Origin of the sequence: Rhizobium sophoriradicis (assembly GCF_025200795.1) — a bacterium.
In the GTDB taxonomy this organism is placed as follows: domain Bacteria; phylum Pseudomonadota; class Alphaproteobacteria; order Rhizobiales; family Rhizobiaceae; genus Rhizobium; species Rhizobium sophoriradicis.
Window position 1 is genome coordinate 612,297 of sequence record NZ_CP104153.1, and the last position, 26,237, is coordinate 638,533.

General features: G+C 61.4%; 24 protein-coding genes. 12 read left to right on the top strand and 12 right to left on the bottom strand.

Features of this window, described 5'->3' with window-relative positions; genetic code table 11:
* Window positions 1-83: 83 nt before the first annotated feature.
* A complete protein-coding gene (locus tag N2597_RS24830) occupies window positions 84-1,328 on the bottom strand; it encodes a GAF domain-containing sensor histidine kinase (RefSeq protein ID WP_096763829.1) in 1,245 nt (414 codons plus the stop codon).
* A 274-nt stretch (window positions 1,329-1,602) separates the two neighbouring features.
* Between N2597_RS24830 and N2597_RS24835 the strand changes: the two genes are divergently transcribed.
* The 6 genes from N2597_RS24835 (at window position 1,603) to N2597_RS24860 (ending at window position 7,588) form a co-directional block, all read left to right on the top strand.
* The gene (locus N2597_RS24835) at window positions 1,603-2,619 is read left to right on the top strand and encodes an ABC transporter substrate-binding protein (protein ID WP_040113000.1); all 1,017 of its coding nucleotides are present in this window, start codon (window positions 1,603-1,605) and stop codon (window positions 2,617-2,619) included.
* A gap of 71 nt (window positions 2,620-2,690) precedes the next feature.
* Entirely contained in the window at window positions 2,691-4,142 is a 1,452-nt protein-coding gene (locus N2597_RS24840; RefSeq protein WP_183595968.1) for a sugar ABC transporter ATP-binding protein, read from the top strand.
* Window positions 4,139-5,086, top strand: coding sequence for an ABC transporter permease (locus N2597_RS24845; protein ID WP_040113001.1), 948 nt, complete (start codon window positions 4,139-4,141; stop codon window positions 5,084-5,086). Before N2597_RS24840 ends, N2597_RS24845 begins: the two co-directional genes overlap by 4 nt.
* A complete protein-coding gene (locus tag N2597_RS24850; RefSeq protein ID WP_183595970.1) occupies window positions 5,083-6,033 on the top strand; it encodes an ABC transporter permease in 951 nt (316 codons plus the stop codon). The genes N2597_RS24845 and N2597_RS24850 overlap by 4 nt, the downstream gene beginning before the upstream one ends.
* Window positions 6,034-6,047: 14 nt before the next feature.
* Entirely contained in the window at window positions 6,048-6,962 is a 915-nt protein-coding gene (locus N2597_RS24855; RefSeq protein ID WP_040143064.1) for an SMP-30/gluconolactonase/LRE family protein, read from the top strand.
* 170 nt (window positions 6,963-7,132) lie between these two features.
* Window positions 7,133-7,588, top strand: coding sequence for a pyridoxamine 5'-phosphate oxidase family protein (locus tag N2597_RS24860; RefSeq protein ID WP_040143067.1), 456 nt, complete (start codon window positions 7,133-7,135; stop codon window positions 7,586-7,588).
* A 1-nt stretch (window position 7,589) separates the two neighbouring features.
* On the opposite strand, the gene rbsK is transcribed toward N2597_RS24860, so the two are convergent.
* The 6 genes from rbsK to N2597_RS24890 form a co-directional block, all read right to left on the bottom strand.
* Entirely contained in the window at window positions 7,590-8,519 is a 930-nt protein-coding gene (gene rbsK / locus N2597_RS24865) for a ribokinase (RefSeq protein ID WP_010042076.1), read from the bottom strand.
* Window positions 8,516-8,977: an RbsD/FucU family protein gene (locus N2597_RS24870; protein ID WP_009990172.1), complete on the bottom strand. Its 462-nt coding sequence runs from the start codon at window positions 8,975-8,977 to the stop codon at window positions 8,516-8,518. Before N2597_RS24870 ends, rbsK begins: the two co-directional genes overlap by 4 nt.
* Before the next feature lie 43 nt (window positions 8,978-9,020).
* Complete coding sequence (locus N2597_RS24875; protein WP_040143069.1) at window positions 9,021-10,049, bottom strand: LacI family DNA-binding transcriptional regulator; 1,029 nt, start codon at window positions 10,047-10,049, stop codon at window positions 9,021-9,023.
* 16 nt (window positions 10,050-10,065) lie between these two features.
* On the bottom strand, window positions 10,066-10,977 hold the full coding sequence (locus N2597_RS24880; protein WP_040113007.1) for a carbohydrate ABC transporter permease: 912 nt from the start codon (window positions 10,975-10,977) through the stop codon (window positions 10,066-10,068).
* Window positions 10,977-12,095: a carbohydrate ABC transporter permease gene (locus tag N2597_RS24885; protein WP_040113008.1), complete on the bottom strand. Its 1,119-nt coding sequence runs from the start codon at window positions 12,093-12,095 to the stop codon at window positions 10,977-10,979. The genes N2597_RS24880 and N2597_RS24885 overlap by 1 nt, the downstream gene beginning before the upstream one ends.
* Before the next feature lie 71 nt (window positions 12,096-12,166).
* Entirely contained in the window at window positions 12,167-13,807 is a 1,641-nt protein-coding gene (locus tag N2597_RS24890) for an extracellular solute-binding protein (protein WP_183595972.1), read from the bottom strand.
* 337 nt (window positions 13,808-14,144) lie between these two features.
* Here N2597_RS24890 and N2597_RS24895 point away from each other — a divergent pair, with 337 nt between their 5' ends.
* On the top strand, window positions 14,145-15,212 hold the full coding sequence (locus N2597_RS24895; RefSeq protein WP_040143072.1) for an ABC transporter ATP-binding protein: 1,068 nt from the start codon (window positions 14,145-14,147) through the stop codon (window positions 15,210-15,212).
* 198 nt (window positions 15,213-15,410) lie between these two features.
* Window positions 15,411-15,728, top strand: coding sequence for a hypothetical protein (locus N2597_RS24900; RefSeq protein WP_010054050.1), 318 nt, complete (start codon window positions 15,411-15,413; stop codon window positions 15,726-15,728).
* A gap of 91 nt (window positions 15,729-15,819) precedes the next feature.
* On the opposite strand, the gene N2597_RS24905 is transcribed toward N2597_RS24900, so the two are convergent.
* Both N2597_RS24905 and N2597_RS24910 read right to left on the bottom strand, forming a co-directional pair.
* Window positions 15,820-16,404, bottom strand: coding sequence for a cysteine hydrolase family protein (locus N2597_RS24905; protein ID WP_040113011.1), 585 nt, complete (start codon window positions 16,402-16,404; stop codon window positions 15,820-15,822).
* Between the two features lie 75 nt (window positions 16,405-16,479).
* Window positions 16,480-18,846: a putative bifunctional diguanylate cyclase/phosphodiesterase gene (locus tag N2597_RS24910; RefSeq protein ID WP_040143074.1), complete on the bottom strand. Its 2,367-nt coding sequence runs from the start codon at window positions 18,844-18,846 to the stop codon at window positions 16,480-16,482.
* A gap of 124 nt (window positions 18,847-18,970) precedes the next feature.
* Here N2597_RS24910 and N2597_RS24915 point away from each other — a divergent pair, with 124 nt between their 5' ends.
* Window positions 18,971-19,777, top strand: a complete 807-nt coding sequence (locus N2597_RS24915; protein ID WP_040113013.1) for an ABC transporter substrate-binding protein — start codon at window positions 18,971-18,973, stop codon at window positions 19,775-19,777.
* Between the two features lie 175 nt (window positions 19,778-19,952).
* On the opposite strand, the gene fdhA is transcribed toward N2597_RS24915, so the two are convergent.
* Window positions 19,953-21,143: a formaldehyde dehydrogenase, glutathione-independent gene (fdhA, locus tag N2597_RS24920; protein ID WP_004674667.1), complete on the bottom strand. Its 1,191-nt coding sequence runs from the start codon at window positions 21,141-21,143 to the stop codon at window positions 19,953-19,955.
* Window positions 21,144-21,762: 619 nt separating this feature from the next.
* Between fdhA and N2597_RS24925 the strand changes: the two genes are divergently transcribed.
* The gene (locus N2597_RS24925; RefSeq protein WP_040113014.1) at window positions 21,763-22,197 is read left to right on the top strand and encodes a hypothetical protein; all 435 of its coding nucleotides are present in this window, start codon (window positions 21,763-21,765) and stop codon (window positions 22,195-22,197) included.
* 169 nt (window positions 22,198-22,366) lie between these two features.
* On the opposite strand, the gene N2597_RS24930 is transcribed toward N2597_RS24925, so the two are convergent.
* Window positions 22,367-23,272 (bottom strand): DMT family transporter, encoded by a 906-nt coding sequence (locus tag N2597_RS24930; protein WP_183595974.1) that lies wholly within the window; start codon window positions 23,270-23,272, stop codon window positions 22,367-22,369.
* 111 nt (window positions 23,273-23,383) lie between these two features.
* On the opposite strand from N2597_RS24930, the gene N2597_RS24935 reads away from it, so the two are divergent.
* Window positions 23,384-24,259: a LysR substrate-binding domain-containing protein gene (locus N2597_RS24935; protein WP_040113016.1), complete on the top strand. Its 876-nt coding sequence runs from the start codon at window positions 23,384-23,386 to the stop codon at window positions 24,257-24,259.
* Here N2597_RS24935 and N2597_RS24940 read toward each other — a convergent pair.
* Window positions 24,234-25,232 (bottom strand): GlxA family transcriptional regulator, encoded by a 999-nt coding sequence (locus tag N2597_RS24940; RefSeq protein ID WP_040113017.1) that lies wholly within the window; start codon window positions 25,230-25,232, stop codon window positions 24,234-24,236. The two genes, N2597_RS24935 and N2597_RS24940, sit on opposite strands and share 26 nt — an antisense overlap.
* A gap of 97 nt (window positions 25,233-25,329) precedes the next feature.
* Between N2597_RS24940 and bcoG the strand changes: the two genes are divergently transcribed.
* A complete protein-coding gene (bcoG, locus tag N2597_RS24945) occupies window positions 25,330-26,232 on the top strand; it encodes a 3-dehydrocarnitine:acetyl-CoA trimethylamine transferase BcoG (RefSeq protein ID WP_009993062.1) in 903 nt (300 codons plus the stop codon).
* Window positions 26,233-26,237 lie beyond the last annotated feature (5 nt).

A 26,237-nucleotide genomic window follows, 5' to 3' on the forward strand; every position in this document is an offset into this window, starting at 1 on the left:
TTTCGGCGCTAGAGCATGATGCCGAAAAGTGTGAGCGGTTTTTGGACGACATCATGCTCTAACTCTTTAATTTAGAACAGGATTCAGATTTTAGGCCGACCGGGCCTAAAATCATCCTGTTCTAGCGGCAGCACGACGCGGACCGCGGTTCCGCGGTTGTTATGGCCGGGCCCCGTCGTGAAACGCGCCGAGATCAGCCGCGCGCGGGTCTTCATGTTGTCGATGCCGCCACCGATCCGCCCCCGGACTTTGGAGAGCCCGGTCCCGTCGTCGGAAATTTCGATCGACAACTGTTCCTTGTCGGCCTCAAGCCTCACCATGATTGCCAGGGGCGCGGCGTGGCGCACGGCATTGTTGATCGCCTCCTGGGCGATCCGGAACAAGGCGACGCTGACGGTCGGTTCCAGTTGCTCCAGCGCGCCATTCGTCTCATCAACCAAGCCCCATTCGATCGCCGATCCGGTATCGCGCGTCGATCGGTCGAGATGATGCTCGATTGCCTGGGCAAGGCCGAAGAGCTGCAGCACGGAGGGTTTTGCCTGCTCGATGATTTGCCGCAGATCCTGCATGCAATGCTGCAGGGATCGCGAAACGGGTTCCAGCGCCTCGGCCGTCACCTCGCCGTTGCGCGACAGTCGGTCGATCCGGCGCGCCAGCCGCGTCAGGTCGGCCAGCGTCTGGTCGTGCAGGTCCATGCCGATCCGCTGACGCTCCTGCTCCAGCGCTTCCGTCAGTTTCAGGGCGCCCTGCCGCAGCCCCTCCTCGCGAGCGCGCGCCTCCGCCTCCACGATCGCAGAGCGTTGCGCCTGCTCGGCCGCCTGCAGCGCGAAGAAATAGGGCGTCAGCAGATCGGCGATAATGCGGGCGCGTTCGATATCCTCCATCGTATAGACGCCGGCGTTGTGAGACGAACAGGAAAGCGCTGCGATAATCGTGCCCTGCACCTTCATCGGGACATGCAGGCGGCTTCTTAGAGACTGTTCGACGATCGGCCGCTTGAAGGCGCCCTCGAAATGAAAGCGCGAATCCGTCATGGCATCGTCGGAGAGCAGAAAGTCGACCTCGCCGCGCAGCAGCGAACGGATGGGACTGTTGACCACCGGCGCACCGGCAATCTCGCCCCAGGCGGTCTCGATCCCGGTCTCATAGGCTGTGTGATAGTTGCCGCCTTCTAGCAGCACGCAGACGTCAAGATGGTCGTGCGGGATGATATGCGCGACCTCGGCCGCCACGGAGCGGATGGCTGAGCGAAAATCGAGTTGGCCGGCGAGCAGCCGGGAAATTCCGAGATAATGGTCGAACAGGGCTGCGGGTGCTGGTTGCAGCATTGTTAGTTCCTCCCCGTCACGACAGGCTCCTCAACCTGCCATGATCCTCTCCCAGTAAGCGCCGCGGAAACGCCGCCGTCTTGCGTAAACCCGCAGCTTGTTGCGCAAAACCCGCAAACAACTTGCCGCCTTGCCCCTGTACAGGTCTGCCGATCTCCCCCATCCTGCCCTTACTGAGAGGAGGAAGCTCAGTGCAAGAACAATTTTCACTCGGGCCCTGGGTCCACGGGAGTGAAGCGATCGGCCGACCGGCGCGATCATGAGGGAGGAAGACATGACAATTCGTAAGATGCTTCTGGCATCGGCCGCTATTGCTTGCGCCGCGATGCCCGTTTCTGCCTTTGCCGATACCTCGGGCAAGAAGATCGCCCTTTCCAACAACTATGCCGGCAACTCGTGGCGTCAGGCGATGCTGACGAGCTGGAGCAAGGTGACGGGCGAAGCCGTGAAATCAGGCGTCGTTGCCGCGGCCGATCCCTTCACCACCGCCGAAAACCAGGCGACGGAACAGGCGGCGCAGATCCAGAACATGATCCTGCAGGGCTATGACGCGATCGTGCTGAACGCCGCCTCGCCGACGGCACTGAACGGTGCGGTCAAGGAAGCCTGCGACGCCGGCATCACCGTCGTTTCCTTCGATGGCATCGTCACCGAACCCTGCGCCTGGCGCATCGCGGTCAATTTCAAGGAAATGGGCCGTAGCGAGGTGGAGTATCTGTCGAAGAAACTCCCGGAGGGCGGCAATCTTCTCGAGATCCGTGGCCTTGCGGGCGTCTTCGTCGATGATGAGATCTCGGCCGGCATCCACGAGGGCGTCAAGCAGTTCCCGCAGTTCAAGATTGTCGGCTCCGTTCATGGCGATTGGGCGCAGGATGTGGCGCAGAAAGCTGTTGCGGGCATCCTGCCGAGCCTGCCCGAAATCGTCGGCGTGGTGACGCAGGGTGGTGACGGTTATGGCGCCGCGCAGGCGATTGCCGCGACCGACCGGAAGATGCCGATCATCATCATGGGCAACCGCGAAGATGAATTGAAGTGGTGGAAGGAGCAGAAGGACGCCAAAGGCTACGAGACCATGTCCGTATCCATCGCACCCGGCGTCTCCACGCTTGCTTTCTGGGTGGCCCAGCAGATCCTCGACGGCAAAGAGGTCAAGAAAGATCTCGTGGTACCCTTCCTGCGGATTGACCAGGACAACCTCGAAACCAACCTCGCCAATACCCAGGCCGGCGGTGTCGCCAACGTCGAGTACACGCAGGCAGACGCGATCAAAGTCATCGAGTCGGCAAAGTAATCTCCCGGCGAATGCCGCTCGGCCGCAAATGGCTGCGCGGCATTCCTTGCGATCAGGTGTGGCGGGCTAGCATGGATGACGTTTTGAAGGCGATGATCGCCGTCGAAGACGCCAAGGTGAGCTTCGGCGCCGTCAGGGCGCTCGACGGCGTCACGCTCCGCGTCATGCCTGGCGAATGCGTCGGCCTGGTCGGTCACAACGGCGCAGGAAAATCGACGATCGTCAGCGTTATCAATGGCGGCCTGACGCCGCATGAGGGAAGCGTGGCGAGTGATGGCGAGCGGCTGGAGCGCTATGGCATCAATGCCGCGCGAGGGCGCGGCGTGCGCTGCGTCTTTCAGGAACTGTCCCTCTGCCCCAACCTCTCCATCGTCGAAAACACGCGCATCATGCATCGCCATCTCGGTGGCTTCGGCTGGCGCAGGCGTGCCGCAAAAATCATCGAGAGAAGTCTCGATGCCGTCTTTCCCGGCCATGGCATCGATAGCGGCCGTGTCGTCGGGGATCTTTCGATCGCCGAACGGCAGATGGTCGAGATATCAATGGCTTTTTCCGATGCCGGCATAGCGCCGCGGCTGGTGATCCTCGACGAACCGACCTCGTCGCTCGACGCAAGCCTCGCCCGCCAGATGCTCGACCATGTCCGCCGCTTCGTCGCGGCCGGCGGCTCGGTCATCTTGATTTCGCATATCCTGCACGAGATCCTCGAAACCGCCGACCGCATCATCGTCATGAAGGATGGCCGCGTTGTTGCCGAACGTCCGGCGCGGGAGTTTGACCATCATGGGCTTGTGAAGGCCATGGGCACGGTTGCAAAGGAAGAAACCGGCGACCGCCCCCCGCGCGCGCAGTCCGAGGCTGCCCTCGTTCTGTCGCATCAGACGGCTGGCCGGCCTTTCACGGCCCGCAAAGGTGAAATCATCGGACTGGCAGGCCTTGCCGGCCACGGGCAGACCGAACTGCTGCTCGCGCTGCATGCCGCTCAGTCCGGCAACTGGCTGCCCGAACGCGATCCGCTCGTCACCTTCGTTGCCGGCGACCGCCGCCTCAATGGCGTCTTCGAACTGTGGAGCATCCTGCGCAATTTCTCGATTGCCTCGCTCGGCGATTTGTCGCGACGGGGTGTCATCGTCCCGGACGAAGAACAGACGAAGGGCAACGACTGGAAGCGGCGGATCGAAATCCGCACACCCGATATGGCGAATCCTATCCTGTCGCTTTCGGGCGGCAACCAGCAGAAGGTGCTGTTTGCGCGCGCGCTTGCGACACACGCGCCCGTCGTTCTGATGGACGATCCTATGCGCGGCGTCGACGTCGGGACCAAGCAGGAGGTCTATGCTATCATCCGCGAGGAAGCATCGCGCGGGCGCACCTTCATCTGGTATTCGACCGAGATGGACGAAGTCCGCCTCTGCGACCGCGTCTATGTCTTCCGCGAGGGCCGCATCACCGCCGAACTCGCTGGCGACGCCGTCAGCGAGGCGAACATCATCGCCGCCTCCTTCGAGGGGGTCGCCGCATGACATTCCGGTTCTCCGCGGACGCGATGCGTCTTGCCATCCCCGCCCTGTCGCTGACCCTGCTGCTCGCCTCCGTATTCTGGCTGCAGCCGCGCGCCATGAGCTATGTCGGGCTCAACCTGCTGTTCAACCTGGCTGTGCCGATCGCGCTTGCGACGATCGCCCAGATGCTTGTCATGGCGGTCAATGATCTCGATCTTTCCATGGGCACCTTTGTCAGCTTCGTCGCCTGCGTCAGTGCCACTTTTCTGCGTGATGCGCCCGTTATCGGCATCCTGATCCTTTCCGGCGCGGTCGCAGCCTATGCTGCGCTCGGCGTGGTAATCCATTTGCGCAACCTGCCATCGATCGTGGTGACCCTCGGCATGAGCTTCGTCTGGGGCGGCCTTGCCGTACTGCTGCTGCCGGCTCCGGGCGGGCAGGCGCCGGACTGGGTGCGCTGGCTGATGACCGTCAAGCCGCCGCTGGCGCCCATGGCGATCGTCGCCAGCATCGTCATCGCCGCCGTCGCCCATCTTCTCGTCATGCGCTCCTCGCTCGGCGTGCTGATCCGCGGCATCGGCGGCAATCAGCGTTCGGTGGAGCGCGCCGGCTGGTCGATCGTCGCAGCGCGCGCCGCAGCCTATGGGCTTGCGGGTCTCTTCGCCGTGCTTGCCGGTATCGCCCTTGTTGGTCTCACGACCTCGGCCGACGCCAACATTGCGCTGCGCTACACGCTGCTGTCGATTGCCGGCGTCATCCTCGGCGGCGGCGAGTTCATCGGCGGCCGCGTTTCTCCGATCGGCGCCGTCATCGGCGCGCTGACACTGACGCTCGCCGGCTCTTTCCTATCCTTCCTGCGCATCTCGCCCGACTGGCAGATCGGAGCGCAGGGCGCGATCCTGATCATCGTGCTCGCGTTGCGCTTGATGCTGAACCGCTTGGAGAAGCGGGAGAAACGCCGATGACCTCGCTCTTCAGCCTCTTCGGTAAGCCCTGGATCTGGTCGTGGCTTGCCGCCTTCGTCGTCTGGTTCCTGACCATCATGGTGACGTTCGGCGCCAGCACGCTCGGCCTGTCGCAGGCAGCATTCACCTTCGCGGCCTTCTCGGTCATCGTCGGCATCGGCCAGATGTTCGTCATCACTCTTGGTCCCGGCAACATCGATCTCTCGGTTCCCGCCACCATGACGCTTGCCGGTACGGTGGCGCTGAAACTGATGAATGTCGAAAACGGAATGATCCTGTCGGGACTCCTCGTCGCCATCGTCATCGGCCTTGTCATCGGCCTCGGCAACTATGTGCTCATCAAGGCGCTCCGGATTCCACCGATCATCGCTACGCTATCCGTGAGCTTCATCGTGCAATCCGCAGCGATCTGGACGAACCGCGGATTGCGGATCAAGCCCCCGAGCATGCTCGCGGAATTTACCACTTCGACCACGCTCGGCGTGCCGAACGTGGCGATCGTCGCACTCTTCATCTCGCTGATTGCCTGGTTCCTGCTCGAGAAGACGGTCTACGGTCGCTGGATCTCAGCGATCGGCCAGAGCATGCCGGCCGCGCGCATGGCCGGAATACCAGTCGACGGCACGCGCTTCGTCACATACCTCTTCTGTGCCGTGCTCGCTTCCATTGCGGGCTACCTGCTTGCCTGCTTCTCCGGCGGCGCGGCCCTCAACATGGGCTCCGAATATCTCCTGACCTCTATCGCCGTCGTGGTGATCGGCGGCACGGCGGTTGCCGGCGGCGATTCCAACGTGCCGGGCATCTGGGGCGCATCGCTCTTCATGTTCCTGGTTGTTTCCATGCTCAACACTTACGGGCTGGGCGCCGGCATCCGCCTCATCATGACCGGCCTCATCATCATCAGCGTCATCATGCTCGCCGGCGGCCGGCGGGTCGGCATGCGATAAACGGAAAGACCATCATGGCAGAGGCCAGCATCTACGAAATTCACGACCCGCGCTTCCGGCAGATGATTGTGACGAGCGCCGGCCTCGACGAACTCTATTCCGGCTGCCGCTGGGCGGAGGGTCCCGTCTGGTTCAACGATGCGAATCAGCTTCTGTGGAGCGATATTCCCAACCAGCGCATGCTGCGGTGGACGCCCGAGGGCGGCGTCTCTGTCTATCGTCAGCCGTCCAACTTCGCCAATGGCCATACGCGCGACCGGCAGGGGCGGCTGATCTCCTGCGAACATGGCGCGCGCCGGGTAACGCGCACCGAGATCGACGGCTCGATCACCGTGCTTGCCGACCGTTTTGAAGGCGCGCCGCTCAATTCGCCGAATGATGTGGTGGTGAAGTCAGACGGCACGATCTGGTTTACCGATCCGACCTACGGTATCATGTCCGACTATGAGGGGTTTCAGGCCGAGCCGGAGCAGGCGACCCGCAACGTTTACCGGCTCGATTCGGCGACCGGCGAGCTTGCTGCCGTCGCTAAGGATTTCACTCAGCCGAATGGCCTCGCCTTTTCGCCGGATGAGACGGTTCTCTATGTCGCGGATTCGGCAGCAAGCCACGATGAACACCTGCCGCGTCACATTCGCGCCTTCGACGTCGTCGGCGGCAGCAGGCTGGCCAACGGCCGCGTTTTTTGTCAGATCGACAATGGCATTCCGGACGGAATCCGCACTGACGTGGAGGGTAACCTCTGGTCGAGTGCGGCCGATGGCGTGCATTGCTTCGACACGACGGGAAATCTGATCGGCAAAATACGCGTGCCTCAGGCTGTCGCGAACCTCACCTTCGGGGGGCCCAGGCGTAACCGTCTGTTCATCGCGGCCACCTGCTCGGTTTATTCGATATACCTGGCTACGAGAGGCGCTCAGATGCCGTGAGCTTGTGTGCTCCGTTCTGTCGTAACATGGCGCATCAGATCGGCGAAGACGGCAGCGAGCTTTCGCATTCGACGTAGAACTGGACGTCAGATGCCCCGCCGATCACGCCTTGCCGGAACAATCAGTGAGCTTGCACGCTACTTCCCCACATTCAAACATGGGAGATGACAATGGCGTCCATGACACTCGAAGACCTCTCTTCGCACCTGAAGAAGATCGACTTCTGCATGTTCTCGACGAATGCCGGATCCGGCCGTATCTCAAGCCGGCCGATGAGCAATAACGGCGACGTCGAGTATGATGGCGACTCCTGGTTCTTCTCCTACGAGGAAACCCGGAAGATTGCAGAGATCGAAAGCAACAAGGACGTGTCGCTGACGTTCACGGCTCCCCCAAGCCTGCTTGGCAAGCCTGGAATCTTCATTGCGATTGAAGGCGTTGCATCGCTGGTGCGAGAAAGGGCCGCCTTCGAAGAACACTGGGTTGCCGATCTCAAGCGCTGGTTCCCGGAAGGGATCGACACGCCTGGCATCGTGCTGATCAAGGTGTCGGCGTCCTCTATCCAATACTGGGACGGTGAAGACAACGGCGAAGTCACCCTCGCCGGTTCCAGCGCGCGGTCCTGAATTAGGAGGAACGCAGCAAGGCGTCGATCTCGGACCTTGAAGGCATGGCGGGCGCAGTGCCCGGCCGTGTCACGGCGATCGCTGCGGTCGCACAGCCGAAGCGGATGGCCTCGATCGGTGCGTATCCTTCGGAAATCGCCGTTGCGAAGCCGCCGAGGAAAGCGTCCCCGGCTCCCGTCGTGTCGACGACATTTCCCGCCCGAAATGCAGGGACGAATTCGCTCTGCCCGGCGGCGTGATAGTAGGCCCCGCGCGCGCCGAGAGTGATGATCACTGCTCGCGCCCCCCGATCGACCAGTGTGCGAGCCGCTGCACCTGCCTGCTCATCGGTTTCGATAGCATGGCCCACCAATTCCGCTGCTTCGACTTCATTGGGGACGATGAAATCACACAGAGCGTAGATGCTGTCTGGGATCGTGCGTGCGGGCGCAGGGTTGAAGATCGTCGTGGCCCCTGCCCTTTTGGCGATCGACAGTCCATGGATGGCCGCCTCGAGCGGCTGTTCGAGCTGAGTCATGAAGATGGCGGCGCTTTTGATCTCGGCCCGGTTCGCATCGACATCCTCGATGCCGATGAGGCCCGCCGCACCCGGCGCGACGATGATGGCATTGTCGCCGCTCACCTCGTCGACGAAGATGAAGGCGGCGCCTGACGAAACGCCGTCCATCTTCATGACATTGGCTTTGACGCCCGCCTCCGCATAGGCTGAAAGCGCCATCTCGCCGAACGGGTCGTTGCCGACCCTTGAAATGAAGGTCACCTTGCCGCCGGCCTTTGCCGCCGCAATTGCCTGATTGGACCCTTTGCCTCCCGGCCCGAGCGTGAAACCGGAACCCATCAGCGTCTCACCGATATGGGGCAGACGCTTCGCCTTATAGGCGGTGTCGGCGGCAAAAATGCCGAGAATGACGATCCCGCTTTTCTCGCTCATCTCCGAGCTTCCTCCGCTGGAATGACGCCCTTGGTCAGAAGGAAGCAGCCGTAAAACCGCAATTCCCCCGTTGCGATCACGCAATAGGCCTTCTTGGCGATGTCGTAGAAGGCCATGCGTTCGACGGGATACATCGGCGAGGGCTTGCCTTCGGCGCGGTCGACAATCGCCTGAACTTCCTGCTGAATCGGCGGAATTTCATCCGGCTTGCCGATCACTTCCATACGGCCCACCGACGGCTGGATCGGTGTGTCCAGGGGCAAGACCGACAAGATCGCCTCAATTGCCTGCGGCGCAGGAATGTTCTCCATGGTCAGCAATTTACCGAGACGCGTCTGGCGGGCGATCGAATCCGATGGAAAATTCATGTCGGAGATGACGAGATAGTCGCCGTGCCCCATATTGCAAAGTGCTTGAAGAATGTCGCCGTTGAGTTCGGCCCTGATTCCCTTGAGCATTGATCTTCCATCCTTTTCTCGTGGCCGGAGCACCGGCCGTGCTTCAATTGGTATGCCCTGTGATATCTGGCTTCGGTTGCGGGCATGGGCCGCTGGAACCGCGCACGATCAGCGATCCGTCGACCATTTCGTCTGCCGTGCCCGGCGGCTCCTCCAGCAGAAGGCTGACCGCGCGCCGTGCCAGCATGTCGGCCGGCTGGCGTATGGTGGTCAGTCGCGGCACCACGAGATTGGCGAGCGAAATGTCATCGAAACCTGTGACCGACAGTTTTCGCGGCACGTCGATCTTGAGGTCGCGCGCCGCGCGTAGTGCGCCGATAGCCTGCTGGTCGCTGGCGGCCGCGATCGCCGTCGGCCGGTCCTGCGCCCGGCGCGAAAGCAGGTTACGGGCAATTCTTTCGCCGGACTCGTAGTCGAATCTGCCGTAGACGATTTCCAGGTCAACGGCCTCGCCGGTCTTGGCGAACCCGTCCATGCGGCTGACGAAGGCCTCCTTGCGCATGCGCCCGGCTTCGGTGTCGGTCGGCCCGGCAATATAGGCAATGCGCCGGTGCCCCAGCCCATAAAGATGATCGGCAATCAGGGTGGCCGCTTGCGCATGGTTGGTCGACACCAGGGGAAAGGTGCCGAAGCGCCGGTCGAGCGATATGACCGGGACCGAAGCCGGCAGATCAAGACCCGAACCGTCGCTCGAAGCCACGACGATGATGCCGCGCACCGACCGGTCGAGAAAGGCCGAAACGTGGCTCTGCTCCGCCTCGCTGTCGTCATGCGAGCTTGCCAGCATCAGGCTGTGACCGCATTCGAGCGCCGCACGCTCGACGCTTGCCGCAAGCTGCGCAAAGAAGGGATTGGTGATGTCGGGAACGACGAGGCCGATGACGTCGGTTCTGCTGGTGCGCAGCGCTCTTGCGGTGACGTTCGGCCGGTAACCAAGCGCCGAAATGGCGTCGTTGACCTTTTCGCGCAGCATCGGTTTGACCGCGGCTTCGCCCGACAACACGCGCGAAACGGTGCCCACGGATACGCCCGCATGTTCGGCAACGTCCTTGACTGTCGGCATCTTCGCCATTTCCAACATCCCGCAGCTATTTTACGGCGCCTGCGGTCATCCCAGCGATGATATGCTTTTCCAGCACAACGCCGACGACGACCAGCGGCAGGATCCCGGCGGTGGAAAGGGCAGCCATCGACCACCAGTTGATGCCCTGGCTGCCTGTCTGGCTGGCGATCATCACCGGCAGCGTGTTGGTGTTGGTGGAGGTCAGCAGCGCGGCGAAGAAATATTCGTTCCAGCACAGGATCAGCGCCAGCAGGAAGGCGGCGACCATGCCCGGCAGAACCAGCGGCACGATGATGCGGGCAAACGCGCCCCAGACCGACAGGCCATCGACCAGAGCTGCCTCTTCGAGCTCTACCGGTATCGTGGCGAACTGGTCGCGCATGATCCAGACGACGATCGGCAGAACCATCAGCGTATAGACGGCGATCATGCCGGCATAAGTGTCGAGCAGCGCCAGTTCCTTGTAGAGAACCAGGAATGGCAGGGCGAGGACGACCGGCGGCATGATGAGCTGCGACAGGAAGAAAAAGGAGATGTCGGAATTGCGCATATGGCCGAACTTGTAGGAAAAGCGGCTGAGCCCATAGGCGGCCAGCGATCCGAGCACGACCGCAAGGGCCGATGCCGTGACCGAGATGATGACGCTATTCCAGAGCCGGCGCATGAATTCGTCGCGCACCGTCGATATCTGCGAGATGGTATCGGGAGAGAGCCCGAGCGAACGCCAGCCGAGCCAGCTGGGCGTAAAATTGAACCAGGGGATCAGATTGCCGCGCATGACATCCGCCGCCGTCTTGAACGAGGTCGAAACCGTCCAGAACAGCGGGAAGATGCAGACACATGCCCAGATGATGAGCAGGCCGTAGACGGCAAAACGCATGGCCCACCAGCGAATGCGCTGGCCCCGCCCGTATTTTTCGAGATCGATGCGAACCATCAGAGCCTTCCTGTCATCCGCTTGACGATACGGTCGGAAATCTTCATCAGCCCCGTCATCCCGACGACGATGATCACCAGATAGACGAGCGCGAGCAGCGTCCCGTAGCCGACATTCGAACGGTCGCGGTATTCGCGATAGATGAAACTGGTAACGGAATCGGTCGCCCCGCCCGGGCCTCCCGATGTCACCGTGATGATGATGTCGGCGAGCTTGAGCTTGAAGATAATGCGGATCATCACCGCCGTGACCGACACCGGCAGCATGAGCGGGAAAATGACTTGCCAGAAGCGCTGCCACTTGGTGGCGCCGTCGACTTCGGCCGCTTCCAGCACCTCGCGTGACAGAGCCTGCAGTCCGGCAAGCAGCATGATCATCATGAACGGAATGAAGGTCCAGGCATCCATGATCATGACCGAAAGCCGCGCCGTCAGCGGATCGCCGAAAAAGGAAGGGTTTTCCCAGCCGAGCCAGCGGGCCAGGCGCGCGATCGGGCCGAAACGGGTCTCCAGCATCGATTTGCCGACCATCCAGCTCACCGCGACCGGCGACAGCATCAAAGGTACGAGGAAGGTGACCCGCCAGAACTTCCGGGCAAGAATTTCCTGATTGAGGAGCAGCGCCAGGCCGAAGGCGATCGCGTATTCGACTGCAATCGCCAGGGAATAAAGGATCATGTTGAGCAAGGCGTTGGCATAGAACGGATCGGCGATCATCCGTCGCACATTGTCGAGCCCGTTAAAACGCCGCCCGGCAGAAGATGCGAGGTTCCAATCGGAAAAGCCGATCCAGAGCGCAAAGAGCAGTGGAAACACCACCATCGACACGACGAAAAGCGCGGCCGGCAGCACAAAAAGCGCCTTCTTGCCGGCCTCGCCGTAAATGACCACGCGCGTGACGCAAAGAACCGCGGCCCAGAGGAAGTACGCATAGAGGACGGGTCGCCAGTTCGCAAAACCCCATTCGGTCCAGCCCAGCTCATGGGCACCCTGCAAGACAAAGGATGTTATGAACCATGCGGCGCTGAGCCACAGAGCCGCGCGACCCCAGAAACGGCGGCTCGCGGAAATGGAGCCGGCTTCGACCGTGTGCAGCAGGTCGCCTTCGACTGTCGACATGATATTCCTCGCCCGGATAGAAAAGGCGCCGGCGGATCGCTTTCGGTCCGCCGGCGCGTTTGGTCAGAGGGTCAGAGCCCGAGGCTCGCCCGATAGAGTTTCAGCTGGCTGTCACGGCCGATCTGGTCGGTGATCTTTTCCCAGGCGGCCGCAATCGCATCCGCGGTCTCCTGTGCCGACTTGTACTGTCCGGCAAAACCCTTTGCCAATTCGTCCTCGGCAACGGAGTAATACTGGAAGATGCCGGGGATGCGCGGTTCGATCGCAGCATTTGGGTGGTTATAGCTGTCGGCGTTCGAACCTAGATAGTCCTCGACAAAGGCGCGGTCGTAACCAGCCTTTTCCCATTCGTCGTAGTTGAAGTTGGACTGACGATAGGGCTGGAATCCCGAGGGATAGGCCGAGGTCCAAAGCGACAGATCCTTGCCGCCGAGATGGGCTGCCGCAGACCAGGCCGCCTTGCGCTTCTTCTCGTCACTGGAGACCCGCTTGGTGACGTAGATGCCCCAGCCGAGATAGGCCATATTAGGCGCTTCGTTATACTTTTCTTCCCATTGTCCGGTCTTGCGGTTGTAGACCCGGTTGGAGCCGCGGTTGATGCCGAAGCCGACCACATCGCCGACAACTGAGGAGTCCGAAGTGCGCGCGCTGGAGCCGACGTCGCCCCACCACATCAGCATTGCGCCGGTGCCGGCCAGGAACTGCGAGAAGGCCGTTGTGTTAGGATCCGCATTGATCTGATCGGCCGGATAGGCCTTGGCGGCGATCAGATCCAGCACATCCTGGATCGCCTGGACCCAGGCGGGGTTGTTGACCAGCGGCTTCATGTTTTCGGGGTCGAACAACCACGCCGGGTCGCCCGGATATTTGGCATAGGCGGTCGCGCGGTTCTCGATGAAATAAAAGCCGAAACCGCCCCAGCCCTTGAGCGGGTCGAGATAACCGTAGGCCGGCTGGCCGGTCAGCGGATCGGTTTTGCCGATCAGCGCCTTGGACGCCGCGTTGACGTCCTGCCAGGTCTTCGGCGGCTCGGTCATGCCGCTGATCGAGCCTTCGCCGAAGTAATCCTTACGATAGGCGAAGGTGTGGCAATCGCCGTCTATTGTGACGCGGTAGGTCTTGCCGTCCCAGGTGCCGACCGGGGGCTTTAGGTAGTTCACCAGGTCGTCGGCTTCGATCTGCTTTGCAGCCCAGTCCGGCATCTCGTCCAAAAGCCCTCGCCCGGCGGTGTCGCCTTCGAAGGGCGCGCCCATTTCCAGAATATCGTAATCAACTGTGCCGGTGGCGATCGACTGTTGAAGGCGGGCATTGTAGTCCGCTTGCGCAAGGTCGATCCAGTTGATCTTGGCGCCGGTATAGGCTTCCCACGGCTTCAGGAAACCGCGGAACAGGAAGTTGTGAAGGTTCTGGTTGTTGAGCCCCATGAAGGTCAGCTCGACACCGGCGAATTCGCCCTGCTTGACGTTGGCCTTGGTCGGACCGAGGCAGAGCTCGCCGACCTTCTGCCAGTCTGCATCCGTCGGCGAGCCCTTGCCGACGCCGGGGATCTGCAGGATCTGGGCGCGCAGATCATCGGCGGCGAAGGCGGTGCCGGCAATTCCGCCCATTGCGCCTGATAGGCCGAGCAGAGCCGCTGCACTTGCCGTTCCGCGCAGGACGTCACGGCGGCTTGCCTGACGGCGCATCAATGCATCGTAAATTTCGACTTTCATGTCTTCCTCCTCCACGTTGTGCGCTGCCGCCAGTCGGTCTTGCCGAACTGGACCCGGTCCGATTTTGGGACTGGTCTCGTGCAGAACTATCTGGTAAACAGGAAAATGAAACGTTTCATATTCCTGTTTGAAACCGCTCCTCTCGGTCTCGTCATCGAGCATTAGACGGCAAGCGGGAAAAGTCAACATAAAATGAAACGTTTCATGGAGGAGGTTCGGCGGTATCTCGAGCAGCGGCAGGAGGCGGGTTTCTCAAGCTTGATGCCGCGGATATTGTCGAGAGATTTTTATCCCTCGGGATCGGCCCGTGGGTGGCCGGAAAGCGATTGGGAGGCATATGGCTGAGGTCAATATTTCGGAGGCGCGCAAGGCGTACGGCGCCCTAAATATCCTGCACGGCGTCGATATCGAAATTCGCGACGGCGAGTTTGTGGTGCTGGTCGGTCCGTCCGGTTGCGGCAAGTCGACGTTGCTGCGCATGGTCGCCGGTCTCGAAAGCATCACCGGCGGCACCATTTCGATCGGCGGAAAGATCGTCAACAATCTGCCGCCTAAGGACCGTGACATTGCGATGGTCTTCCAGAGCTACGCGCTCTATCCGCACAAGACCGTTGCCGAAAACATGGTCTTTGCACTGCGCCTGCAGAAGCAGCCGGCCGACGTTATTAAACAGCGCCTGCAGGCGGCGGCCGAAACGCTCGACCTCGTGCCCTATCTCGACCGCTATCCGCGCCAGCTTTCCGGCGGCCAGCGGCAGCGCGTCGCGATGGGGCGCGCCATCGTCAGGTCGCCGCAAGTCTTCCTGTTCGACGAGCCGCTGTCGAACCTCGACGCCAAGCTGCGCGTGCAGATGCGCAAGGAGATCAAGGAGCTCCACCAACGGCTGAGAACCACGACGATCTATGTCACTCATGACCAGGTCGAAGCGATGACCATGGCCGACAAGATCGTTGTCATGCAGGGCGGCAAGGTCGAACAGACCGGAACGCCCCTGCAGCTCTACGATCGACCCCGCAATACATTCGTGGCGACCTTCATCGGCTCGCCGTCGATGAATCTGCTGAAAGGCCGCTACAAGGCCGATGGTGCGTCCTTCGTCACCGAGACGGGAGACGAAATTGCGCTTGGTTTCACGCCGGAAGCGACCGACGGGCAGACTGTGCTGCTCGGCGTGCGCCCGGAACATCTGTCGCTCGGCCCAAGCGGCTTGAGCGCGACCGTCACCGTCACCGAACCCACCGGCCACGAGACGATGGTGTTTCTGCGCTACGGCTCCGGGGAGCTTGTCGCCGTGCTGTCCGAACGGCACGATTTCCAGCCGGGTCAGGTCGTGACGATAGCCGCTCGGCCGGGTAAGCTTCATCTGTTTGACGCGGAGTCCGGCAAGACGCTGCGGCGAGATTGAGCAGCCGCTTCTTGTCGACGTCAGGTCGCCCGATAAGCGCGCGGGCTGCGCGGCGTCGGCAATGATCCGAGAGCACATTGCTCCTAAGCCGTCCTTGAACATCGCCTACAGTTCCTCAAGCGACGGCGGGAGGAGCGGCCGAGAACTTTCGATATGTGATTTCATCGATCAGGCTTATCATCGGTTTGGAGGCTGTAGATGCTTTCGACGGAGCGAGATCTAAAGCGGGGCGGTGAGCGGTTCCCCATTCCTTCGCAAGGCGAAGTCGAGGGCAGGCTTTTGATGTTCGAAGTGGTTGCCGTCACCTGCCTGCAGGAGCTTATTGCAAAAACAGATTCGCATCTGGTTTCCAGGCTTCGCCGAAAGCTCATTCGCAATCTGAAGGAAAGGTGCGCCCCGTTGAAGCTATGTACGGAGGACGAAAAGGCCGCAAAGGAGTTCGCGCTTCAACTCTTGAGCGCAGCGCTGGAAGAAGCTGAAGACGAGAAGCGAGCCGCTAGCCAAGATCCGCAGTGAGCCTTCGAGAGGTTCGGCTGAGTTTGATCGGTCAATGCTCGGATGGGCCGTGAGCGGGTTCCAAGAGCAAGGAGATCGAAATACACGCTCCTCAGCCGATGCCACTCAGAAATTCCTCGGTCTCCATGAGTTCCAGCTGGACGGAAAACCGATCGTGTAGCAGTTCCAGCGACGCGTCATAAGTGTCGTCGGCGCTGCTGCAGACGGCGTCCTTCAGCACGATGACACGATAGGCGAGATCGATGGCACCGAGCGTCGTCGCAAGCACGCAGACATCCGTCTCCCCGCCGGTGATCACAAGGGTGTCGACCCGCTCCGACTGAAGGAGTGTATGAAAGCGGCCGTCGATCCAGGGCGAATAGGTGCATTTGTCGAAGGTTCGCGCCGGCGGAACAAGCGAGGCTAGCGAGGAGGCCAGTTCGACGAACTCGCGCGGGAGATGCTCGCCCGTCATCATCCACCATTTCTGGTAATAGTCGCGCCATTTTCCCGGCATCGCGTCCGGATGCTGCGGCGGCACGAAGCGGGTAAATATCGTCCGGGAAGGATGCCGGCCGGCAAGTTCCTCGATCTGTGGAGAGATCCGAACCATCCAGGGCACGTGCCACGGGGTCTCTTCGGCAAACATGCGCTGCATGTCGACGCAAAGATGCCGCCACTCGCCGATCCCGCCCATCACATTCTCCGTTCGTTTCGGGCGTCAACCGCTGCCCGGAACGAAAGTTCCCGACAGATGAAGATCAGCGGCTCTCTAGGCGATGGCTCCTGAGGCGATCGTCCGTGACCCGGCGCTGTTTTCCAACTTGGCGAAGCAGTCGAGTTCGCGAAGAGGAACCGGTTTGGAGAAGAAATAGCCTTGGAGATCGGTGCAGCCGAGGGCCGTGAGGAAGTCGCGCTGATATTCGGTTTCGACCCCTTCCGCCGTCGTCGAGATGCCGAGGTTGCGGCTGAGGGTGACGATCGCGCCGATGATCGCCGCACCGTTGGCTTTTGCGCCGAGCTGCGAGACGAAGGAACGATCGATCTTGATGCGGTCGATGTCGAAACGCACCAGGTGGCTGAGGCACGAAAAGCCGGTGCCGAAATCATCGAGAGAAATTTGAATGCCCCGGCTGCGCAGCGATTTCAGGACCGTATAGACATCCGAATTATCCTCGATCAGCGAGGACTCGGTGAGCTCGAGCTCGAGGCGGGATGGCGGTAGGCCGGTCTCTTCAAGCACGGCAAAGACTTCCTCGGCGAAGTTTGGTCTTCTCAGCTGAGCCGGCGACACGTTGACCGCCACGAAGGTGTCTTCCGGCCATTTGCAGGCGGCTTTGCAGGCTTCCCGCAAGACCCAGAAACCGAGAGCGTCGATGAGGCCGCCCTCTTCGGCCACTGGGATGAAGCTCGCAGGCGTCAGCAGTCCGCGCTGACTGTGGCGCCAGCGCACGAGAGCCTCAGCGCCCGAGGCTGTATATCCGCCCTCGGCGCGATGCACCGTCTGGTAATAGACCTCAAGCGATCCGAAGTCAGGCTTGCCGCTACCGAGGCCGGGTTTCGAACCGTCAGCGGCCGTGCCTTGGGCCAGGACTTCGCGCAATTCGTTCTTGAGAATGTCGCGCGCGTTTCTGCCGCCGTCCATGGACGGGGAATAGACGCGCCACTGGCCTCTCCCGCCCATCTTTGCCTCGTAAAGCGCGACGTCGGCATAACGCATGAGGTCATCGGCATTTCGTCCGGCGTCCGGCACGATGGTGATGCCGATCGAGCCGCCAACCCGGGCGACCGCTTCGCCCCTCAGAAGCGGGAAGGGCCTGCCAAGTTCGGCGACGATCGCGTCGCATATGGACAGCAGGATTTGATCGTCATTTTTGATGTCCCGCAGAAGCAGGGCAAATTCGTCGCCCCCGAGCCGGGCGAGCGTGTCATCAGGGCGAAGGACGGACCGGATCCGCTCCGCGGCCATCCTGATGAGTTCATCACCGGCGGCATGGCCGAACGTGTCGTTCACGGCTTTGAAGCGGTCGAGGTCGAGAAGTGCTACGGCTGAGCGCTCGGTCGAATGCCGCGTGTCGGTCAGACATTCCTCGAACCGCATAGCGAACAAAGCGCGGTTTGGAAGGTCGGTCAGCACGTCATGCAAGGCAAGCTGCCTTGCATGCAGCTCGCTTCTCTTCAATTCGCCGAGACTGCTCCGCAGCCGTACCAGCAGCACCGAAAGCAGCACGGCGATCACCAGGGCGGCAATCGAAAGCGCCGGCATCAATCGGCCGATCACCCGTGAACCTGGAAGATCGGGTCGCCACACGATGAAGCCGATCGGTTCACCATTTGCCGTCGCGTCGATTTGGAACGCGACCTCATTTTCGTCGGGATCGGCCGTGCGGGCAAAGCGGGCTCCGTTGAGGCCCTGTTGCCGGCTCAGTTCGTCGAGGGCCGCACCATCGAGAAACCGCACGACGATCAGGAATTGCCGCATCGGCTGCGGCTGGCCCTGGGGCGCTTCGTTGATGGCGACGATGCCAACGATCGTCGGCCGGCCCTCCAGCCGCATCAGATTGGCGAGCGCATGGTTGGGGCGAACCGCGCTCGCCCGACGGCTTTCCAGCGAGGATGGCATTCGGTCGCTGAAAGTCGGGCTTTGGCTTGCCGTAAGACGGCTGTCTTTAAGGAGCGGCAAAAAGAGAGGTTTCATCCACCGATAGCGTTTTTCGGTTTTCGCGTCGGTCAGCATGCTGAGCTGAGCCTTCTCGTCGACGACAAAGGCCTGATCGTATCCGAAGGCGGACATTGCGGTTTCGCTGATTGCGCTGCCGGCCGCCCCGGTCAGAACCGTATCGAGGCTGGAGGAAACCCCTGCCGACCGGGACGCGGGATAAACGCGGGCGAGATAGCCGTTGCCGAACTGACCGATGACATGGGCGACCTGATCGACCTGTTCGCGCAGGCGGGCATTCACCAGCTGACGCTGGCGATCAAGGGCCGCAGCGTCGCTTTCGGTTCCCGCCCAGAGCGCCGATAGCACGACGAGTCCAATCGCTCCGAGCCCGCTGATGGCGATCAGAAAGAGAATTCTTCCCGAGGCGATCCAGGACTTCTGAAACGTGTTGGAGCTGGAAGGAACAACGATGTGCAAGCCTGGACCCCTGGACACCACGATACGGGCGCATTCGTCAACGCTAACAAATAAGCGTTCACGTAGAATTAAAGGCTGCGGCGCACTATGGGGCGAAATCGATCACGCCCAGGGGGTTCCGGCGATGTTGCGAATATCCATACAGACTTTATTGCGCGGAGCGCTGATGGTGGGCGGGGTGGCTGTCGTTTTGGCTGCGGTCTCGCCGCTGCCGGTGGCCGCGCAAGAGCCAATGCCGATGAGAGTCGCCGTCGAAGGTGCGTTTCCGCCCTTCAACTATCTCGACGCGAACAACAAACTTCAGGGTTTCGACATCGATATTGCCAATGCCCTCTGCGAGACCGGCAAATTCGAATGCCAATTCATCATCGAGAAGTGGGACGACATGATCCCCGATCTTATTGCAGGAAAATACGACGCGATCATCTCATCGATGTCGATGAGCCTGGAGCGGCGCCAGAAAGTCGCTTTCACCGAGAAATACTACAACAGTCCGTCAGTGTTCATCGCTCGGAAGGATTCGCCGATCAGCGACGTCAGCCCCGCCGCCCTCAGTGGTAAAAAACTCGGGGTGACCTCTTCGACGGCGCAGGAATCTTACGCCAACCATTTCTATCCCGACATGAAGAAGACGGTATTCCGGTCGTCTCCAGAATTGTACAAAGGCCTGTCGGACGGGCGCGTCGACATTATCCTTGAGGATAAGCTCGCCATTTACGACTGGATCGCCAATACGAAGGCGGGAACCTGCTGCGCATTCAAGGGGCCGGATCTGGTCGACGTCACTTATTTTGGTGAAGGTGCCGGGATTGCGGTGCGTCTGGACGACAAGGAGCGTCTTGCACGCCTGAACGAGGCGTTGAAGGCGATCAAGGAAGACGGGACTTATGACATGATCAATGCCAAATATTTCCCGTTCAGCATCGAGTAGAAGGCTACAGAATTTACGTGATTGATGCGAGATGGCCGGTTCTTCCCGGCCATCTCCGTTTTGGTGCCTGATGCATGTCGCCCGGAAGTGTGCAGCGGTTCCGGGACAACGACATACATAAGAACAAGGAGCAAAAGCGCGCCCGCTGCACGCTTTTGCGCGATATGCTTTATCGTCAGGCGGCTTTCGCGACCTCTCCGTGCGGGTCGAGAACAAACTTCGTCGCCGCGCCATGGTCGAAGCTCTCATATCCCTGGACGGCTTCGTCGAGCGGGATGACCTTGGCGTTGACGATGTCGGCGATCGGCAGGCGGTCGTGGAGGATCGCTTGCATGAGCTGGCGATTGTATTTGAGCACCGGCGTCTGGCCGGTGTGGAAGGACTGCGCCTTGGCCCAGCCGAGGCCGAAGCGAAGCGAAAGGTTGCCGTGTTTGGCGGCATTGTCGACGGCGCCAGGATCCTCGGTGACGTAGAGGCCGGGAATGCCGATCGAGCCTGCGGCGCGGGTGATCTCCATCATCTGGTTGAGCACGATCGCCGGCTGTTCGCCGCCCGAATGGCCGCGGGCCTCGAAGCCGACGGCGTCGATGGCGCTGTCCACCTCGTTGCTGCCGACGACCTCAGCGATCATGTCGCCTAGACGGTCGCTCTTGGAAAGGTCGATCGGTTCGAAGCCAACCTTGGCCGCATGTGCCAGGCGGTCCTTGTTGAAATCACCGATCATGACGACCGCAGCGCCGAGGATACGGGCGGAAGCAGCCGCTGCAAGGCCGACAGGGCCGGCGCCGGCGATGTAGACCGTCGAGCCGACGCCGACGCCGGCGCGCACGGCGCCATGGAAGCCGGTCGGCAGAATATCGGAGAGCATGGTGAGATCGCGGATCTTCGCCATTGCCTTGTCGCGATCCGGTATTTTCAGCAGGTTGAAATCGGCGTAGGGGATGGTGACATAGCGTGCCTGTCCACCGATCCAGCCACCCATGTCGACATAGCCGTAAGCACCACCGGCGCGGGCCGGGTTGACCGTCAGGCAGACGCCGGTATCCTGGGACTTGCAGCAGCGGCAACGGCCGCAGGCGACATTGAACGGCACCGAGACGATATCGCCGATGTCGAGCATCTCGACGTCGATCCCCTTCTCGATGATCTCGCCGGTGATTTCGTGACCGAGGACCAGGCCAGGCATCGCCGTCGTGCGACCGCGGACCATGTGCTGGTCGGAGCCGCAGATGTTGGTCGAGATCACTTTCAGAATGACGCCGTGTTCGATGCGGCGGCCGTCGGGCGCTTCCAGCTTCGGGTCGTCGATGTCGCGAACTTCGACCTTGCCCGGCCTTAAATAAACGACGCCTCTATTCTTGCTCATGGATTCCTCCCATTTGTTGAATGCCTCGATCTGCAGCCGATGCAGCCGATGGCAATGCTTTCCTCCGGCCTGCCTCCTCTGCAGTCCGGCATTCACTCGCCGCAACCGGCGGTGTTCGAATTTCGCAGATAGGCGGGGACAGACTGGATCGAGGAGAGAGTGAGTACGATAGGGCTTGCCTTGTCGTGCCGCTCTCGTCATCGCCCGCCGCAATCCGTAGATCTGCTGCGAAAAGAGCTGGTTTAGGCTACAGAACCTCCTTTCGATCCATCTGGATATCTTCCGGATAACGATCCGGTGATCCCAGAGGATTTCAGTCCTTCTACCACCGTGGCAGCGCGCCGGCGGCCTGTCTGCCATACTTCATGTCGCTCGCTTGCGCGGCAGCGCCGTGAACGTGACAAGAAAACCATGCCTGACGAAAAACAGAGCCCGGAAAAACGACACGGGTGCCCCTCAAGACGACAATCGGCAAAGTCGTCGTCTTCAGTCTCCGATGATCATATCTGTTCGGCCAGCGGCAGATGCCGTTTCCAATCGTGATTGGACATCGGCTGCGTCCTGAGCCACGCTGTTTTTGGGAGCGGACCGTCTATTTTTCCGAAGATAGGAGGCCGGAATGGAACAGCATGCACTGGAGCAGCTGAAAACAGTTGCGAAAATCAGCACGAGCATAAAGCCCCTTGAACTGACGCGGCGCGAACGCATTGAACGCTGGGCCGAATGTCTCGAACGCAGCCCCAAACCGTTTTTGAGGACGCTTCACGAGACAGAGTATCAGCCGATCGCAGATCGGCTTGCCCTGCGGGGTGACGACACCCCGATCTCCGTTGCGTTCGCTGATCCCATTCTGCGGGCGGCCGGAATGGAAAATGACAGCTATGGAGAAGCCAAACGGTTCTTCGAACTCGGCGACGAACAGTTGCACGAGCTTGTCTGCTTCTGTCATTTTGGCGAAAGTGTCAGCGCGGCAGCAGTCGCTCGCCGCGTGCGCAGGATCGCAGATCCGAGACCAAGCGGGTTTTTCGCTCAGCTTCGTGCGTTCTTCGGCTAAAAAAGCCATGACGCTGTAAGGCTGGCGTTCGCGGCCCGTCACGGCTGCCGGCAGGTCACGCGCCTCGGCAAGGCGAACAGGATCCGCGCAAAACGGTTGTCCGGTAGACCGGAGGATAAGGCTTCGCGCTTTTCCCGGCAAAACCGCTACGCGCTTCTGCGGGGTTGCCCTAGCCGGCGTAAGACCGCCGGCCTCGGTTGAAGTCGACCGCGGTATGCCAGAACAGAGCGCCGAGGATGATCGCGCCGCCGAAATAAGTGGCGACGGGTGGCTGTTCTGAAAACAGCAGCCAGACCCAGAAGGGCGTCAGCACGATTTCCATCGTGCCGATCAGCGCGGCTTCCGCCGGCGGCATCCGCTTTGCCCCGGCGAGAAAGAGCACCAGCGCCAGCGAGAAATTGGTGGCGCCGAAGGCGGCAAGGACGATCCAGTTGTGCAGGTCGAGCGAGCCGACCGAACCGAACGGCGCGAAGATGGCGAGGGTCAGGAAGGCGCTGACGACGGTCGGCGGCAGGCTCGGCACGCCGGGATCGATGCGCGGAATGATGATAACGAGCGCGAAGGACGCGGTCATGCCGAGCGCCAAGAGGTCGCCCCAGCCGGTGCCGCCGCCAATCGACGAGGCGACGATGACGCCGACGCCGAAGAGGGATACGGCGCCGGCGATCAGCGTCCGCCTAGCGACCCTCTCCTTGAGGATGAGCCAGCCGAACAGAGCCGCGATGAAGGGCGTCGTCGCATAGATCATCGTCACATTGGCGACGGTGGTCATGTAGAGCGCCCCGATGAAGCATCCCTGACTGAAGGTCTGGCATGCGATCATCGCAAGACCGGACGGATGGAAGACGGAACGCCATTGCCGCCGCGAGATGCCCCCTTCGAGGAAAAGGCAGGGGATCAGCAGGAACAGGCCTCCGAACAGCGACCGCCAGGCGATCGCCGTCCATACGTCGGTCGTGAGGAGTCGCGAGTAAACGCCGCTCGCGCTCCAGGCAAGCGTCGCGGCAACGATGAGAAGCACACCCTTCTCGTGCTCGCTGCCTGCGAGGCGCGTGGTCGGATTTTCAATAGTCACGCAGAGATTCTCAAAGAAGGAAGTCGAACGCCGCTCATTTCTGCGCCAGGAATTGACATTAGACAAACGGATAGTAGTAATAGCTATCATCAGTTTTTTCTATGGCTACCGATGCAAGAGCCGATCGAAAGCGACCTTCTCAGAACCTTCCTGGTTGTCGCGGAGACGTCGAACTTTTCGGCGGCCGCCCAGCGCATCGGGCGGACGCAATCTGCCGTCAGCACCCAGATCAAGAGGCTCGAGGCGGCGATTGGCGAAAACCTTTTTGAGCGCGGCGCCCGCGGCGTGCTGCTCACGCGCCAGGGCATTCAGCTCGTGCCCTATGCCCGCAGGGTCATCGATCTCCTGAACGAGGCCGCAGCGACGATCCGCAGCAAGCCTCTGGACGGGCCGGTGCGCATTGGAATTCCCGAGGAATACAGCCAGACGGTGCTGCCGGCGGCGCTCGCGGCTTTTGCGGTGCGCCACCCAGCGGTCGAAGTAACCGTCTCCTGCGATTACACGGTCCGCAACCTTGCCGCCCTGGAACGGGACGAACTCGATCTTGCCGTCGTTTTTGACTGGAGCGATCAGAACAAGGGCGAGGTCCTCTGCGTCGATCCGACCGTCTGGGTCACATCGATGGTCCATCGGCTGCACGATCTCGATCCCCTTCCCATTGCGACTTATCGCAACTCCACTTGGTCACGCGATTTTGCGCTTCGGTCGCTGGAGCAGATCGGCCGCAATTACCGCATTGCCTTTATCGCCGATACGGGCTCGGGGCTGAAGAATGCCCTGACCGCCGGCCTTGCCGTCACGACGCTTTCCCGCAGCAGCATCCCGCCCGGCTGCCGGGAACTGACCGCCGAAGACGGTTTTCCGCCGGTCGATTCCTCAAAAGTGGTGCTGCGCCGGAGCACCTATCGTTCCAGCGAAGCCGTTCGGGAACTCGCCGAGATGGTGCGGGACGCTTTTCAGCCTATGGCGACGCCTGCGATGGCGTGATGCGACGGCGCAAGCGGCGCCGCGTCTCCGACGGGCTCTCGGAAAAACTCGCCCGGTAGCTCCTCGCAAAGGCCGAGGCCGAATTGAAGCCGGTCGCCGCCGCAATGTCGGCGAAGGAGGCCGTCGTCTCGATCACCTTGCGGCGCGCCGTGTTCAGACGCAGCGCGAGATAATGCACATGCGGCGGTGCGCCGATGCTCCGCTGGAAAAGATCCTGCAGATGCCGGACGCTGACGCCCACCCTGCGGGCGAGCCGGGCCAAAACCAGCGGCTGCTCGATATGCTCTTCCATCAGATGCACCGCCTGCGTCACCCGGGGGTCATGCAGGCGCAGTCCCGCCGAGGCTGCGGAAAGCGGTTCGTCGATATGGAAGGAAGGCTGCTCGTAACGGAACAGCCGGCTGACTTCGAGCGCCAGCGAATAACCCTGCCGCTGCCGGATCACTTCGAGCATCAGGTCGACGGTCGGCAGCGACCCTGAGGTCGTCAGCCGCTTGCCGTCGATGACGAAACGATCCTTGACGGCCCTGACCTCGGGATAGGCCAGCGCGAAATCTTCGTAGTCCTCCCAGTGCACGGTCGCCGACAGGCCGTCGAGCAGGCTTGCTTCGGCCAGCAGCCATGTGCCGGACTCGACGCCGGCAATCACCGTGCGGTAGCGGGCGGCCCGCGACAGCTGCATTTTCAGCGCCGGCGTCGCGCTGCGGCGCCAGTCGTAGCTGGCCAGCACGAAAAGCGGTGCGTCCTCAGTCGACGCCCGGAAGCTTCCCTGGGCAGGCACGGCGATATTGCTGGTGGTCGGCACCGGTGCTCCGTCCGGCGTCAGAAGCCGCCAGCGATAGAGCTCGCTGCCGGCGATGCGGTTGGCACCGCGCAGCGGCTCGATGACGGATGCAATCAAGATCAGGTTCGTATCCGGGAGGACGAGAAGGTCGATATCGAGCCGTTGCTTCGATCGCTGCAGCAAAGCCATCTCCTGTTTCCGATAATGTATCGGATAGTACCGAAAATGCAAAGCATCCTCGGCCAACCTGCCGCGTAATGCCAGTCAAGACGGGGAGAACAAGAATATGCCATTAGCGATGAACCGCGATGTTTTCATCACCTGCGCTGTCACCGGTGCCGGCGATACGGTTTCCAGGTCCAGCCACGTTCCCATCACTCCCAAGCAGATCGCGGATTCCGCGATCGACGCCGCCAAGGCTGGGGCGGCTGTTGTTCACTGCCATGTCCGCGATCCGGAAACGGGGGCCGCCAGCCGCCGCAACGATCTCTACAGGGAGGTCACCGAGCGCATCCGCTCGGCTGACATCGACGTTGTCCTCAATCTCACCGCCGGCATGGGCGGGGACCTGATCTTCGGGGATGTCGAAAGCCCCCTCCCCCTCAATCAGAAAGGCACCGACATGGCGGGCGCCAGTGAGCGCGTCAGCCATGTTGCCGAATGCCTGCCGGAGATCTGCACGCTCGACTGCGGCACGATGAACTTCAACCTCGGTGACTATGTCATGACCAACACGCCGGCCATGCTGCGGGCGATGGCGAAGAAGATGACGGATCTCGGCGTGCGGCCGGAGATCGAGGCCTTCGACACCGGTCATCTCTGGTTCGCCAAGCAGCTCGCCGAGGAAGGCCTGATCGAAGACCCGGTACTGATTCAGCTCTGCATGGGCATTCCATGGGGCGCGCCCGACGATCTCAACACTTTCATGGCGATGGTCAATAACGTGCCGCAGAGTTGGACCTTCTCGGCCTTTTCGATCGGCCGCAACGCCATGGCCTTTCCGGCGGCAGCGGTCCTCGCCGGCGGCAACGTGCGCGTCGGCCTGGAAGACAATCTCTTCATCGGCAAGGGCCAGCTCGCCACCAATGCCCAGCTCGTCGAAAAGGCGGTGCAGGTGGTGGAAGGCATGGGAGCGCGGATCATCGGACCGGAAGATGTGCGCAAGAAGCTGAAGCTGACGAAACGCTGAGGATA